The following is a 15,962-nucleotide window of genomic DNA, read 5'->3' as shown; positions in this document are numbered from 1 at the left end:
TTATCGATGTAATACCTGTTTTGTTTTGTAATTAGTTTATAATTAGCTTGTTAGACCTAATACCTTTATCAGTATTAAGTTTCATAATGTAAGTTCCTCGTGCTATACTAACAGGTATATAATTCAAACTGTCTGAACTATTCAACTGAATTCTCAAAACTTCTTGACCAGTAATACTATATATTATCGATTCAGAAATGTATAAACTGTTTGGATTAAATATCCCTATAGACTCAATTTGAGATTTAAAAAACAACTTAATCGAGTTTTCATTAAAATCATTACTATCCGTAGAAAGGTTCTCCTGACTGTCAAAGGTTATTGAAAATCTATTTTCGTAATTACCACTATCTAAGAATAACTGAAAATTACCATTGTTTAGCTGAAATGTAGAATTTGTTAAATTATCTTTAACATATACAGGTAAGTCTTGATCTAAATTTTCAATGCTTTGTAACTTAATGGCAAATACTCCTGACTCTGCAATCTCAATCCCTAGTGGAAATTCTTGATTAATATTAAAATTGTTAACTCCTTGTATTACAAATTTGTTATTCTCCACAATCCAATACATATCTTCTTGGTTTAAATCGGCAAGAAAAGCATCATAACCAAGATCAAACTCATTTGAAGCATTTGGATCAAGACCTATAGCTACCTCACGCTTAAAACCTGTTGGTGATTTAAAAATCAACCTGATCATAGGTGTATCTTCTACCTGTGTTTCAGTGTTTAGGTCTGAAGAGTTTGATTTCATAAATAATGAATTACCAACAGACTCACGCTCAAAAATTCTTTGTCCATTATTAAATACGACATCACCTCCATCTACTGTTAATATTAGTGTTTCATTTTCATTATCAAAACCATCAAGTGCAGTAGAAACCAAGAAGCCTTGATTTACAGGCACATATGGGCCTGGAATTTTTGTACCTGTGGCAGGATTGCCTCCATCTGAAGTATTATTTATTAATGCTTCATTTGAAATGGCAGCAACACCACCTAATAAATTTCTCGTAGCATAACCACCTACATAGTCACCAAGGAAATGGGAGTTTTCCTCTCCAAAGTGATCCCAAAAATAAATGGCACCATTAAATATGGTTCCGTTTTCATTATTACCTCCATCTGCAACGCTCATGTTATCCAATATAAATTGGGATACATCTAATGCAGAAGGATAAGGGTTACCTATTAACCTATCTACATTTCCCGACGGGTTTTGAGCTGTTACATTTTTATTCAATGCTATTGTAATATCTCCGTTATTAGGAAGTCCCTTAAATACATAATTTTGAAAATCGTTCAGAATATCTGCAGCACCAGATGAACCCTTCATAGTAAAGCCCTCACCCGGCAAAATACTCGATGTTTCATTAATTGAGTTCCATGAATCATAATCATCCGTAGGGCCATAAAATTCATATAGCCAGTAAGCACTTACTATAATTGGGTCTGAAACACCTCCATCTGAAGCAAAAGCAGAAGAGTCAAAATTAATATTTTGATATGCGGATGAGTCTGTTCCATCAAATAAAACATCCTCTAAACTAGAGTTTTGTCCTGCTAAGGCAACTCCTGTTCCTCTAGTGACAACGTTACCCACTATAGGACCCACAGACGACGACCAATAATTATAGTTGAAGCTATTTGCAGTTCCTTGCTGATCACGTTCTATAAAACCACCACTATCAGCATCTAAAATACTGCCCTCCGTTTGTATAAGTTGAGATTCACCTACCAAATCTATAACACCATCTATTTCGAGATAATTCGTAACAGTTAACGAATGGCCTGAATTATTTTCATCAAGACTCTCATTTGGATTTGCCAAAGTAAGTTTAGTAGTATTAGTTAATGCCAATAGCTCTATATCTCTATCGCCAGAAGAAATATCATGATCTATTTCTACAATATTCCAATCAATAGTTGTAGCTCCATCTAACCCTAAAGTATTAGGAATAGCTTGAACAGAATTATTCAACCAAGTTGCGGCATTATCCCAAGAACCACTGGAGGCAGTAACATAAGGTAATGGTGCTGTTTGGTTTTCTACAACTTCTTTGTTGTTTGATAAATAGTTAATTCTAAGAAAGTTTCGTGCATCAGTTTGTCCTTCTGTGGTTGAACCATAAAAAGAATTAAAATTATAATATGCTCTTAAATGACTCCAAGTAACATCTTTTACCAGATTGCTATCTGAATTCCCTGGTAATGATTTACCAGACACATAATCTACACCTAAAATATCTAATCGTTCTATTTCTTGATTCATCAAATACCTCACTTGATCCTGAGTCAATGGAACATCCCAAACATAAATTTCATCTACCTCACCAAGTAATGGATTGATAATATTAGATTTATCTAAATATAATGCACCAACGGCGAATCTATTGAAGTTAGGCGATGGCGCAACTACATCAAGTTCAGTTTTATCTAAAATACCATCTATATATAAGAATATTGTACCACTTCTATAAACAAAAGTTAAATGATGCCAATTACTGTCACTAATCTGAATTGTAGATGTAAACCTAGGTGTGGTAGCATCGTCAATAAGAACTTCTACTTGATTTGAGGCATTCAACCTTAATTGTAACTTATCACCCTTAGACATGACAGTTCTAATCTGATTAGTAGGGTTGCTTCTTACCCAAGCAGAAATTGTAAAATTATCACTGTTTAAATTTAAGCTAGATTCACCTACCAAATATTTTCCAGATGTTATGTTCATGGCATAATCAGCAGCAGTCTGTTGCGCTTTTGCAAATGAAAAGAACTTAGTCGTATCAAAATCGTACCATACTTGTAGATTCCCTGAGCCATCAGATTTTAGAGGTATAACATCAATTATTTTATCATTTGCAAATGTATCGTCACTAGAAACAACTAATGCATATTCCTCATTTGCACCTTTTGCAAAACCTGAAAATGCTGCTTCAGGAACAGAGAGGTATACAAAACCAACATCACCATCTATATTTTCTTTACTTTCAACTATCTTCCACTTTCTATCTATTCTTGTTAAAGTAGTAGTTATTGCATTATCTAGACTAATTGTATTTGTACTAGAACCATTATAAGCAAGATTATTGCTTCCCCAAACTAAAAAATCTCCATCATATTTAAACTCATTTGGGTTTTCACTATTTGTAGCGTAAATATTATTTAAACCAATAGTTACCTCGTTTAAAATATTAAGTGTCTTTGATTGCTTTTGGTTTAAGTCGGAAATAGAATCACGGCCAATACCTGCAACATGATAATTATATCCACTATTTGCAGTAATATCCCAAATTTTTGTATCAAAGGAATTTATATAATCCTTAGTAGCTTCTTGGTTTAGTCCTAGAGTTATGCCGTACTTAACACCTAAATAAGATTCTATTTTGTTTCTATCAGCATCAGATACACGCTCAGCAAACGTAAAAATCTCTCCGACTCGACCATTAAGACTTCCTTGTTGATCAAAGTTTTTACCTATCCAATATGGTGTCCCAAGTACAACTGGAGGCCCAGGTGTACCAACATTTGCAAAGGCAATATCATCTACACTTGAGGTTGTCAAAAGATTTGAATTATATAAAATATCCTGTCCCGTTGGAGTAGTTGGATCATTGTTTCTAATATTTATTATTCCGGCGTTTGCATAGGATGAATTTAGTTCTGCATAACCATTAAAATTTCCTCCTCCTGCTACATCTTGATTATAAGAAATAACTTCATTATTAAATTCAGTAGAATAATCTCCTAATCCAACTCCTGTTATATCGTTGGCATTACCAGAAGAAGTACCAGCAAAAATTGTATTTCGGGTCGAAGTATTGTCAATTGTAGCATCAGGGATCATTACAATAAAAATATCCTGACTATAAAAACCATTTGTTGTATTGTATAGAAACTGCTCAATAGTTGCCCCATCATTCTCAAACTCTACAACTGGGTTAAAATTAATATTTGAAGTTGCATCATCTAAAAAAGTAGGTTGATTTGTTCCTACTGGTTGTATTGCGTCTTTACCATTTGTGCCTAAATCTTTCCAGACAGAAACTTTTGAAGCTGTTTCGTTAATCCCTCTTGTAGCCTTTAACCAAAGCCTAAAATCTGCAGTAATTCCACCAGGTCCTGGAATATTTTCATTAAACATTTCTGCCTCTACATTAAAAGTAAAGGTTGTCGTATCTGTATTATCAATAGTTATAGTTGAAGTTTGTACACCGGTGCCACCAACAGGAGCTGTAAATGTGACATTGAAAATTATGTAGTAATAGGGATCTAATCCAATAAATGGAATAGGATATGGTGATGATACTACGAAATCTCCATTAGAACTGCTTAATGCATTAATATCTAAAGGACAACTACCAATATTAGCTATTATGTAAGTTCTGGTTTCAGAAGCGCCTTCATCTACAACACCAAAAAAAGTTCCATTCGCCTCGTCAGTTGCAGTATCGCCATTAAAAATATCAGTATATGGATCTCCTCCTAAAACATAGATCTCGGGCGAACCGTTAAACTCAAGAGTAAAAGTAAAATCGGGTTGATTCCTTATCTCAACTGTGACTAAAGTACTGGCGTAGCTACATGAGCCCGATATTTTAGTAATGTCAAAATCTAAATATTTCCAGCCACCATTACAAGTTGCGGGTTTTATATTTCGTTTTGGATTGTTTGGGTTAATATCAAAATCGGTTGTATTAGAAATATCAACATCCTTGATCTTTAATTTCTTGCAGTTATTAGTTTCTACATTTGTTATTGTAAACTGAATAAAGTTACCAGAATTCACTGTAACTGTTGAACCCTGAGTTACGGTTGCTCCACCTGTAATTTCTATATGCATTACTTGGGCTTGAACGCAAAATGGGAGAAACAAAAATAGGGTAAATAGAAATTTAAAACTTTTTGTTAGGATAAAGTTTTTCATAGCGGTTAATCTTAGGGGACTTTCTCAAATCATTATTACATACTTTTTTATAATTAAGGGTTATTCAAATAGTTACAGTAACGAACATAACAATAATATTATATTTTATCGTTAAAATGCTTTTATATTCGTTGAATTACATGTTTTTTTAACATTTTATAGAGAAGCATAGTCTCAAAACAAAAAAGCATCCCGATTTTCTATTAGAAAAAAGGAAAGCCTTTCATTGGTAAATATCCAATTTTATTGGATTTCTACTACGTCTCAGAATTAATCTGAGCACAACACAACGTCTTAATATTGAAAAAGCTTCTTATGGAGAAGCTTTTTGCGGTCTGGACGGGACTCGAACCCGCGACCCCCTGCGTGACAGGCAGATATTCTAACCAGCTGAACTACCAGACCGTTGCGTAATTGCGAGGGCAAATATACATTGCATTTTTAATTTCACAAACAAAAAAGAGAAAAAATAGGTATTTATCTAAACAAATTTTTGTCGCTCTATCATGTAGGTCGTAAGGATATTATTAAACCCTGAATTTATATCGGCTTCAACATATTTTATTCTGTATTGACCACATTTTAATCTTAGGTTCTTGAAGTAGTCTGCCACGGCCTTTTCATAATTATCTTTAACATTGTCAGGATAGAGATTAATAAAGTCTCCTGTTTCAATGTCTATGAAACGCTTTGGTCTATTGTCGAAATTGAAAGAGAGTTCCTTTTCCTTATCAAAAACATGAAACAGAACGACCTCATGTTTATTATGTTTTAAATGTCGCAGTGCCTCAAACAACTTCTCATCATCTTCTGATGTTTGAAACATATCGGTGAAAATAAAAATTAGCGACCTCCTATGAATTTTATCTGCTATTTGGTGCAAATATCTATATGTTTCTGTAGTCTTGCTATTTGATTTTGCGACAACTGATTCACTTAATTTTGTTAGCAACATTTGATGATGGCGTTCACTACCTTTCTCAGGTGAATAAAAATTGTAGTCATCACTGTAAATACTCAAGCCCACTGCATCGCGCTGCTTTTTAAGTATATTCATTAAAGATGCACAAGCTAGTGCTGAAAAGGCGATTTTATTCAGATTATCTATTGTGGCTCCAGCCGACTTTGGGTAGTGCATAGAACTACTATTATCTACGATGAGATGGCATCTTAGATTTGTTTCTTCATCATAACGCTTGGTATATAATCGGTCGGTTTTTGCGTATAATTTCCAATCAATGTGCTTAGTACTTTCGCCATGATTATAAATTTTATGTTCAGCAAATTCAGCAGAAAAACCATGAAAAGGGCTTTTATGCATTCCAGCAATAAATCCCTCTACAACCTGTTTTGCAAGCAACTCTAGATTCTTAAATCCGCCTACTTTATTTAATTCTGATCGTAAATCCATGACATACCGAAACTAAAAAAGGTTTGCCGTATAGACAAACCTTTTATCATTTCTTTTAGAGTATCGTTTATAATAACGCATCAATAGCGTCTGCATACGCGTTTTTCGGCGCTACGCCTACTTGACGTCCAACAACTTCTCCATTTTGAAACACCAATACAGTAGGGATGTTTCTAACACCATACTTTGCAGCAAATTCTTGGTTAGAATCTACATCTACTTTACCAACTACAGCCTTCCCATCATATTCTTTGCTTATTTCGTCTATAATAGGTCCTACCATGCGACAAGGTCCACACCAAGCTGCCCAAAAATCTACCATTACTGGTTTATCACTGTTTAATACTGTTTCTTCAAACGTTGCATCTGTTATTTCTAATGCCATAATATTTACTATTTATTGTATTCTACTTTAATTATACAAAATTAGTCAAAAAAAATGCCAATCCTTACATGGGCTATATTTGTTTTGACAATGCAACTATTGGTTGGTTATATGCTAATTCAATTTATATTTTATGTCACTTTCTTTTAGCTCGTTCAATAATTCTTGCGAAATCTTAACCTTTTGTTTTCTACTTGGCATATTAAGTTTTAGCTTCTCTGAATTATCATAAACCACAAAGTTTAATGCATGATTACCACTGTGCATTTTAATCATTTCTTCTAGTTCAGATATTTTATTCTCGCCGAGATCATTTATACTTAATTGTATTGACAATTTTTTCGCGTAGGTATCCATTACATCATGTAATAACTGGAAGTTGTTAAACTGAATACGCGGCTCTCCTTTTTTACCTGTTTCTCTATTTGTCCACCCCTCCTTAACATAAGCTCTAACATAAACGAAAGAATTAATGACAAAAAAGTGTCTAAACTTTAAATAATCCTCTCCAAAAATCCTAAACTCATGACTATCTGTATAATCTTCAATTGTAAATAGAGCCCATCCTTTACCTTGTTTACTTACTCTGTGTTGAACATCTGTAACCACTCCACCAAAAGTGATTTCTCTATTGAGAATCGTTTCAAGATTATTAAAAACTGAAATATTTCCATTACAAAACGTTTGCATTTCAATTTTAAAATCATCTAACGGATGACCAGAAATATAAATGCCAACCACCTCCTTCTCACGCGAAAGCTTCTCCATGGTACCCCAATCTTCACATGGTGGCACTTGTGGTTCTGCTATTTGAACATCACTGGAATCTCCAAAAAGACTTACTTGCGCAGAGTTTTCATTCTCTTGATACTTAGCACCAAACCTAATAGCTTTTTCTAGGAATGTTATCCCATCTCCATCATGTGCAAAATACTGCGCACGATGCGTGCCTTCAAAACAATCAAATCCACCAGCATTAGCCAATCCTTCAAAAGACTTTTTATTTGCTGCTCTTAAATCAATCCGTTTAGCTAGATCAAAAATGGATTTATAATTTCCATCTTCTTTTCTATTCTCAACAATAGTTTTAACTGCCCCATGACCAACACCCTTAATGGCACCCATTCCAAATCTTACGGCATTGTCCTTATTTACTGAGAACTTATAATAACTTTCATTTACAGATGGTCCAAGAACAGGCAAACGCATTCGCTTACATTCTTCCATGAAGAACGTAACAGACTTAATATCACTCATATTATTGGAAAGCACAGCTGCCATATATTCGGCAGGATAATGTGCTTTTAAATACGCAGTTTGGTAGGCTATCCATGCATAACAAGTTGAATGCGATTTGTTAAACGCATAACTTGCAAAGGCTTCCCAGTCTTTCCAAATTTTCTCAAGCTTCTCCTTGTCCATTCCTTTTGTTGCGGCTTGCTCAATGAATTTAGGTTTCATTTTATCAAGTACCGATTTCTGCTTTTTACCCATTGCCTTACGAAGCACATCTGCTTCACCTTTGGTAAAATCAGCAAGTTTTTGAGACAATAACATTACTTGCTCTTGGTAAACCGTAATCCCATATGTTTCCTTTAGGTATTCCTCCATTTCAGGTAAATCATAAATGATTTCCTCCTTACCATGTTTACGATTAATAAAGCTTGGAATATATTCCATCGGACCAGGACGATAAAGGGCATTCATAGCAATTAAATCATCAAAAACCGTTGGCTTTAAATGTTTCATGTGCTTTTGCATTCCTGGTGACTCATATTGAAAAATCCCTACAGTTTCTCCTTTTTGGAATAATTCATATGTCTTCTCATCATCTAATGGAAAATTCTCTGGATCTAATTCAATACCATGTTTTGCTTTTACAATTTTAACGGTGTCTTTTATTAGTGTCAGGGTTTTAAGACCAAGGAAATCCATTTTCAGCAAACCAGCACTTTCTACAACGGAGTTGTCAAATTGGGTTACATACAAGTCAGAGTCTTTGGCTGTTGCTACTGGTACGTAGTTTGTAATATCACCTGGTGTAATAATTACACCACAGGCGTGAATACCTGTATTTCTAACCGAACCCTCTAAAACTCTTGCCTGATTAACAGTTTCAGCCTGTAAATCATCACCTTCTGATATATTAAGAAGTTGATTGACCTTTAGTAGTTCTTCTTGTCTAAATTTTTGTGCTAGTTCCTTTTCACTTTTGCCAAATATTTTACCCAATTTTGACATATTTGGAATTAACTTGGCAATATGGTCAGCTTCATTTAAAGGTAAATCTAATACACGTGCCGTATCTCTTATAGAAGACTTTGCCGCCATTGTACCATATGTAATAATTTGAGCTACTTGATTAGCTCCATATTTATCTATTACATATTGCATAACTCTACCTCGACCCTCATCATCAAAATCTATATCAATATCTGGCATACTAACACGGTCTGGATTTAAGAACCGCTCAAAAAGTAGGTCATACTTAATTGGGTCTATATTTGTAATCCATAGGCAATAAGCCACAACCGATCCTGCTGCTGAACCACGACCTGGACCAACAGACACATCCATATTACGTGCTTCTCTTATAAAGTCTTCAACAATTAAGAAATAACCTGGATATCCTGTATTTTCAATTACGCTTAGCTCAAAGTCTATTCGTTCTTTAATTTCTGGAGTTATTTCACCGTAGCGTTTCTTGGCACCAACATAGGTTAAGTGCTTTAAGTAAGCATTCTCACCTTTTTTACCTCCATCCTCCAAATCTTGTGAATCCTTGAACTTTTCTGGTATATCAAATGCCGGAAGTAATACATCTCGCGCAAGTTGGTATGGTTCTATTTTTTCAACAACCTCTTGAATATTAATTATGGCCTCAGGAATATCCCTAAATAGCGCCTTCATTTCTTCTGAAGACTTAAAATAATACTCTTGATTGGGCAATCCATAACGATAGCCTCTTCCTCTTCCAATTGGTGTATTTTGTTTTTCACCGTCTTTTACACAAAGTAAAATATCGTGGGCATTAGCATTTTCTTGCTCAACGTAATAGGTGTTATTTGTAGCCACCAACTTTACATCGTGTTTTTTAGAAAATTGAATTAATATTTGATTTACACGATTTTCGTCTTCTTGATTATGACGCATTAACTCAATGTATAAATCATTTCCAAAAGTCGCTTTCCACCAGATCAATGCCTCTTCTGCTTGATTTTCACCAACATTAAGTACTTTACTCGGTACTTCACCATAAAGATTTCCTGTAAGACAGATTAAATCTTCTTTGTATGTTTCAATCAATGTCTTATCAATCCTAGGCACATAGTAAAATCCATCGGTAAATGCTGCTGAAGACAGCTTTGCCAAATTATGATAGCCATTTTTATTCTTCGCTATAAGCACTATCTGATAGCCGTTATCCTTTCTAGTCTTGTCCTTATGATCCTCGCAAACAAAAAACTCACAACCAACAATTGGTTTAATGATTTTTCCTTCTTTTTCTTCACCCTTTTCTTCAGCAATCTTATGTTGTTGCCTAACATTTTTGTTATGATTGGAAACTGCACTGACAAAGTGAAATGCTCCCATCATATTGCCATGATCTGTTAATGCCACGGCAGGCATTTCTTCCTTGGCCGCAACTTCAACTAAATCTTTAACACTAATTGTAGATTGTAAAATTGAAAACTGAGAGTGATTATGAAGGTGAATAAAATCAACATTGGCTAATTGTTGTTTTGTCTCTTGACTCGTTTCAATCGAAACGGTTTCAGATTCTTCTTTTTGCAATCGCTCATTTATCTTTGCACTTTCACGTTTTAGATTAATATGTTTTAAACCAATTAGTTCAACTGGCTTAGGATTGACTTCAGAAAACTCTTGAAAGTAATCTGGCTGAACATCTAATTCTTCTTTTGTGTATTCTCTTCGTCTTATTAATTCGAGAAAACATCGTGTAGTGGCCTCTACATCAGCAGTAGCATTATGAGCTTCTGCAAAAGGTTGATTAAATAAATATTCATGCAATTCAGTTAAAGTAGGCAACTTAAATTTACCTCCTCTTCCTCCTGGAAGTTGACACAGTACTGCAGTATGTTCTGTACAAGTATCTAAAACCGGTAGTTCTTGAAGTTGGTTAACAATATCCTCTCTAACAAACTCAGCACCCATTATATTAAGATCGAATTTCACATTCTGACCCACAACAAACTTTGCTCTATTTAATGCATCATTGAATTTATTTAATACTTTATTTAGAGGAACTCCTTGTTCTTGCGCCAATTCAGTAGAAATACCATGGATTTTTTCCGCATCGAATGGAATATTAAATCCATTAGGTTGAATTAAATAGTCCTGATGCTCAATGCAATTACCCATTGAGTCGTGCAACTGCCATGCAATTTGTATAGCTCTAGGCCAGTTATCCGTATCTGTAATTGGTGCATCCCAACGCTTTGGCAAACCTGTAGTTTCGGTATCAAATATTAAATACATAGAGTTCTTTTGATGTAAAAAATCAGAACTTTAAAATTAATAAATAATGGTACTTTAATAAAATGAAGTTATAAACAGTTGTAAACAAAAAACGCCACCTTTTAGGTAGCGTTTTGAAACATATTTTATCATTTATTTATGCGTCCAAATAATCTGGAACACCATCGCCATCTGTATCTACAGCATCTGCGGGATTACCATCTCCATTTGGATCTGCATTTTCATTTATAGTTAAAATACCATCTCCATCATCATCATTATCTAAATGGTCTGGTGTGCCATCACCATCAGTATCTCCTGTTTCAAAATTTGAAAAAATTCCATCACCGTCATCGTCATTGTCCAAAAAGTCAACATCACCATCACCATCTGTATCAATTGGGTCTCCATTGGCATCAAAAGCTTCATCAATTGTTAATACGCCATCACCATCATCATCATCATCTAAATAATTTACAATTCCATCATTATCACTGTCATCATTTCCGAAATTGCCATCACCATTAAAATCCTCAAGGATATTAGCAATACCATCACCATCATTATCATTACAATTAAGGTCATTAAAAATTAGCTGTGTAGTTCCGTCACCAGGACCGCAAACATTTATTTCCTCAAGGAGGTAAAATCTGTATTGGTCACAAAGTGCTATGTAAGTCCCAATTGTAGCACCACTAAATTGGTTCTCTGCCTCTAACCTATTGGAAATAGTTTGGGCACAAGTTATCTGACAGTCTCCTAAACTATCAATTATACCTTGTATTGCTCCATCTACATCACCACAATAATTTCGCTGTGTGTTTAATGCGGCAATATAATTGTTGCATGCATCAGCTAAGACTGCTGCATCTATAAAATCTAATTCTGGAGCAAAAGTTGCCTCATAGGCAAGTCTAGCTGAAAGAGCATTAACTTGTACATCTTCACATGAAACAGGGTCTGCAGGGAACTCACCGAACTCCAATGGTACTTTATAGAAAATTCCGTTAGTAAAACCAATAGAGTTAAAACCAGATTCATCAAACGCCAAAAATCTGTAAGTGCCAGTAAAAGTTGCATTTACTAAATCAATTTCTTCAATTACGATTTCGCCTAATTCAGGATAAACAGATACACTCTCATCTGGTCTATTATTAGTAGAATATCTCGTATCAAATGCATCTCTGTAAACTGCTTCTATTGTATTAACATCACCAAAAATATAAGTGCCTTCAGCAACAGTTGGTATTTTAAGTTCTACAGTCTCAATATTATTGGTCCCAACTATTGTTAAAAAACCGTTTGCTTCAATACCTGCATAGAAAACTTTAGCTCTCCAGAGTTCATTTTCTCTATCGCCTTGAAAAGCAGGATTGTTAAATTGAATTTCATCACCACAACTAAAAATCAAAAGAAAAGTGAGAGATAAGAGGAATATTTTTTTCATTCTAATTTGCAATTTTTACTACGATTCAAATATAACGAATCAGGCATGTCAAAAGTATAATATTTTTTAAAATTGACTAATGTGTGTTAAAGCATTGAAAATTGAAAAAATGTATTATCTTTGCGCCCTCATTAATAACAGAGGTCGAGAACCTCACTAATTAATTATTATGCCTGTAAAAATCAGATTGCAAAGACACGGTAAAAAAGGAAAACCTTATTACTGGATTGTAGCGGCAGATGGTCGCTCAAAAAGAGATGGTAAATACCTTGAAAAATTAGGTGCTTACAACCCAAACACTAACCCAGCAACAATTGAGTTGAATGTAGATAAGTCTGTACAATGGTTACAGAATGGTGCACAACCAACTGATACTGCTAGAGCAATTTTATCTTATAAAGGTGCTTTATTGAAGAATCATTTAGCTGGTGGTGTTAAAAAAGGCGCATTAACTGAAGAACAAGCTGAAAGCAAATTCAATGCTTGGTTGGAAGAAAAAATGGCTAAAGTTCAAGCAAAAGCAGATGGGTTATCTAAAGCTGACGCAGAAGCTAAAGCCTTAGCTTTAGAAGCTGAGAAAGCGGTAAACGAAGCCAGAATTGCAGCAGCTACTCCAGAAGTTGAAGAAGAAGAGGTTGCAGAAGATGCAACAACAGAAGAAACAACAGCTTCAAACGAAGAAGAATAAAAATTAAATTTTTATACTTTTAAACTCCGATAGTTTCTATCGGAGTTTTTTATTTACTACCAATATGAGAAAGGAAGATTGTTTCTATCTAGGCAAGATTGTTAAAAAATACAGTTTTAAAGGTGAGCTATTGGCAAAATTAGACACTGATGAACCTGATTTGTACGATAGTCTTGATGCCATTTTTATTGATTTACGTGGGAATTTGATTCCTTTTTTTATTGAAAAATCCCAATTGCATAAATCCAACCTTTTACGACTTAAATTAGAAGATGTTGATAGCGAAGCTGATGCTGACTCTCTACTTAAATCTGATCTTTATTTACCACTAGAATTGTTGCCAAAACTAGAAGGTGACAAATTTTATTTTCATGAGGTAATTGGTTTTAACATTACAGATGAAAAATTTGGCAACGTTGGCATTTTAAAAAACATCAATGACGCTACTGCACAAGCACTATTTGAAATAGATAGAAATGGTACTGAAATCCTAATCCCTATGAATGATGAATTTATAATTAAGGTTGATAGGAAAAACAAAACGATTTTTGTGAATACACCAGAAGGATTAATAGACCTATACCTCGAGGAGTAATTATAATTATACATGTCAGATCTATTTAAATTCAAACAATTTTCAGTTAAGCAAGATAAATGTGCCATGAAAATTGGGACAGATGGTGTTCTGCTAGGCGCATGGTCTACAATTGATCATAAACCCTTTTCAATATTAGATATTGGATCTGGTACAGGAATTATTTCATTAATGCTTGCTCAAAGAAGTAATGCTCAAGTTATTGAAGCTATTGAGATAGATGCTGACGCCTTTGAACAATGTGCAGAAAACTTTGAGAATTCAACATGGAATGACCGATTATTTTGTTACCATGCTTCACTCATGGAATTTGTTGAGGAAGTGAACGACAAGTACGATTCTATTATTTGCAATCCGCCATTTTATTCTGAAAATTTTAAAACAAATAATAAGGCGCGTGATTTGGCAAGATTTAATGATGCCATGCCTTTTGAACATCTTGTTTATGCAGCTGGCAATTTATTAAGTCCTACTGGTATATTTTCAACCATAATACCATACAAGGAAGAGGCAAAATTCATCAATTTGGCATTACAAACTGGTCTAAAGTTGATAAAACTTACCCGAGTAAAAGGTCATAAAAATTCTGAAATTAAAAGAAGCCTAATGGCTTTTTCCTTTGAAACTCACCAACCAAAAATTTCAGAATTATTAATTGAAAATTCTCGACATAATTACACTGATGATTATATAGAATTGACCAAAGATTTTTACTTGAAAATGTAGTGCTTTGGTTGGGCAATGAAAACGTTTTCGTTACTTTTGTTTTTTATAAATTTTAATTTCAATTATGAAGCCAGATTTATTTGAAGCTCCAGATTATTATAACCTTGATGATCTGTTTACAGAAGAACATAAGTTAGTAAGAGATGCCGCCAGAGAATGGGTAAAAAGAGATGTCTCTCCAATTATAGAAGATTATGCACAACGCGCAGAATTTCCTAAGCAAATAATCAATGGATTAGCAGAAATTGGTGCTTTTGGACCATACATTCCCGAAGAATATGGTGGTGCAGGATTAGATCAAATATCTTATGGTCTTATTATGCAAGAAATTGAACGTGGTGACTCAGGTGTAAGAAGTACAGCATCTGTTCAATCTTCTCTTGTAATGTATCCTATTTGGAAATATGGAACTGAAGAACAACGGCTAAAATTTCTACCAAAATTAGCGTCAGGTGAATGGATGGGATCATTTGGTTTAACAGAACCAGACCATGGCAGTAATCCTTCTGGCATGACTACCAGTTTCAAAGATATGGGTGATTATTACTTGTTAAATGGTGCTAAACTATGGATTAGCAACTCACCTTTCTGTGATGTAGCTGTGGTATGGGCTAAAAATGAAGAAGGGCGTATTCATGGACTAATCGTTGAGAGAGGTATGGATGGATTCTCAACTCCAGAAACTCATAATAAATGGTCGTTAAGGGCTTCGGCTACTGGTGAATTGATTTTTCAAGATGTTAAGGTTCCAAAAGAAAACTTACTGCCGAATAAATCTGGTTTAGGCGCACCACTTGGGTGTTTAGATTCAGCTCGATACGGTATTGCATGGGGAGCCATTGGTGCTGCTATGGATTGTTACGACACTGCATTGCGTTACTCTAAAGAGCGAATTCAGTTTGGAAAACCTATTGCCGCTTTTCAGCTACAACAAAAAAAGCTTGCAGAAATGATTACCGAAATAACTAAAGCACAATTGCTTGCTTTTAGACTTGGGCAATTAAAAAATGAAAATAGAGCAACTTCAGCTCAAATATCCATGGCAAAACGAAATAATGTTGATATGGCTATTAAAATAGCTCGGGAAGCAAGACAAATGCTTGGCGGAATGGGTATAACTGGTGAATACAGTATAATGCGACATATGATGAATTTAGAAAGTGTTATTACTTATGAAGGTACACACGATATTCATTTGCTTATAACTGGTCTTGATATTACGGGCTTAAACGCATTCAAATAAAATATTCTTATAAAAATTTTGAAATGCTTCCACTTATCTGGAAGCATTTTATTGT

At 34.4% G+C, this 15,962-nt stretch carries 9 protein-coding genes and 1 tRNA gene; 4 read left to right on the top strand and 6 right to left on the bottom strand.

All coding sequences use genetic code 11. From position 1 onward, the window contains the following. Window positions 1-31 precede the first annotated feature (31 nt). The 6 genes from ACFWV9_RS00585 to ACFWV9_RS00560 all read right to left on the bottom strand — a co-directional run bounded on the left by ACFWV9_RS00585 (window position 32) and on the right by ACFWV9_RS00560 (window position 12,655). Window positions 32-4,849, bottom strand: coding sequence for a LamG-like jellyroll fold domain-containing protein (locus ACFWV9_RS00585; RefSeq protein ID WP_411893286.1), 4,818 nt, complete (start codon window positions 4,847-4,849; stop codon window positions 32-34). A gap of 415 nt (window positions 4,850-5,264) precedes the next feature. After that, window positions 5,265-5,338 (bottom strand) — tRNA-Asp (locus ACFWV9_RS00580). A 76-nt stretch (window positions 5,339-5,414) separates the two neighbouring features. After that, complete coding sequence (locus ACFWV9_RS00575) at window positions 5,415-6,344, bottom strand: DUF58 domain-containing protein (RefSeq protein ID WP_411893285.1); 930 nt, start codon at window positions 6,342-6,344, stop codon at window positions 5,415-5,417. Window positions 6,345-6,411: 67 nt separating this feature from the next. Then, window positions 6,412-6,729 carry a thioredoxin gene (gene trxA / locus ACFWV9_RS00570; protein ID WP_411893284.1) on the bottom strand — a complete coding sequence of 106 codons (318 nt, stop codon included), beginning with the start codon at window positions 6,727-6,729 and terminating at the stop codon, window positions 6,412-6,414. A gap of 114 nt (window positions 6,730-6,843) precedes the next feature. Beyond that, window positions 6,844-11,229: a DNA polymerase III subunit alpha gene (gene dnaE / locus ACFWV9_RS00565; protein ID WP_411893283.1), complete on the bottom strand. Its 4,386-nt coding sequence runs from the start codon at window positions 11,227-11,229 to the stop codon at window positions 6,844-6,846. A 136-nt stretch (window positions 11,230-11,365) separates the two neighbouring features. Further along, entirely contained in the window at window positions 11,366-12,655 is a 1,290-nt protein-coding gene (locus tag ACFWV9_RS00560; protein WP_411893282.1) for a DUF6252 family protein, read from the bottom strand. A gap of 169 nt (window positions 12,656-12,824) precedes the next feature. On the opposite strand from ACFWV9_RS00560, the gene ACFWV9_RS00555 reads away from it, so the two are divergent. The 4 genes from ACFWV9_RS00555 to ACFWV9_RS00540 all read left to right on the top strand — a co-directional run bounded on the left by ACFWV9_RS00555 (window position 12,825) and on the right by ACFWV9_RS00540 (window position 15,907). Further along, window positions 12,825-13,343 carry a 30S ribosomal protein S16 gene (locus ACFWV9_RS00555; protein WP_411893281.1) on the top strand — a complete coding sequence of 173 codons (519 nt, stop codon included), beginning with the start codon at window positions 12,825-12,827 and terminating at the stop codon, window positions 13,341-13,343. Between the two features lie 64 nt (window positions 13,344-13,407). Beyond that, on the top strand, window positions 13,408-13,938 hold the full coding sequence (rimM, locus tag ACFWV9_RS00550) for a ribosome maturation factor RimM (protein WP_411893280.1): 531 nt from the start codon (window positions 13,408-13,410) through the stop codon (window positions 13,936-13,938). A gap of 12 nt (window positions 13,939-13,950) precedes the next feature. Further along, window positions 13,951-14,664 carry a tRNA1(Val) (adenine(37)-N6)-methyltransferase gene (locus ACFWV9_RS00545; protein ID WP_411893279.1) on the top strand — a complete coding sequence of 238 codons (714 nt, stop codon included), beginning with the start codon at window positions 13,951-13,953 and terminating at the stop codon, window positions 14,662-14,664. A gap of 64 nt (window positions 14,665-14,728) precedes the next feature. Then, on the top strand, window positions 14,729-15,907 hold the full coding sequence (locus tag ACFWV9_RS00540; protein WP_411893278.1) for an acyl-CoA dehydrogenase family protein: 1,179 nt from the start codon (window positions 14,729-14,731) through the stop codon (window positions 15,905-15,907). Window positions 15,908-15,962: the final 55 nt, after the last annotated feature.

The sequence above is a fragment of the Winogradskyella sp. A2 genome (assembly GCF_046762865.1).
In the GTDB taxonomy this organism is placed as follows: domain Bacteria; phylum Bacteroidota; class Bacteroidia; order Flavobacteriales; family Flavobacteriaceae; genus Winogradskyella.
Note: the sequence above shows the minus strand (reverse complement) of the source record. Positions and strands in the feature narration are given on the sequence as shown.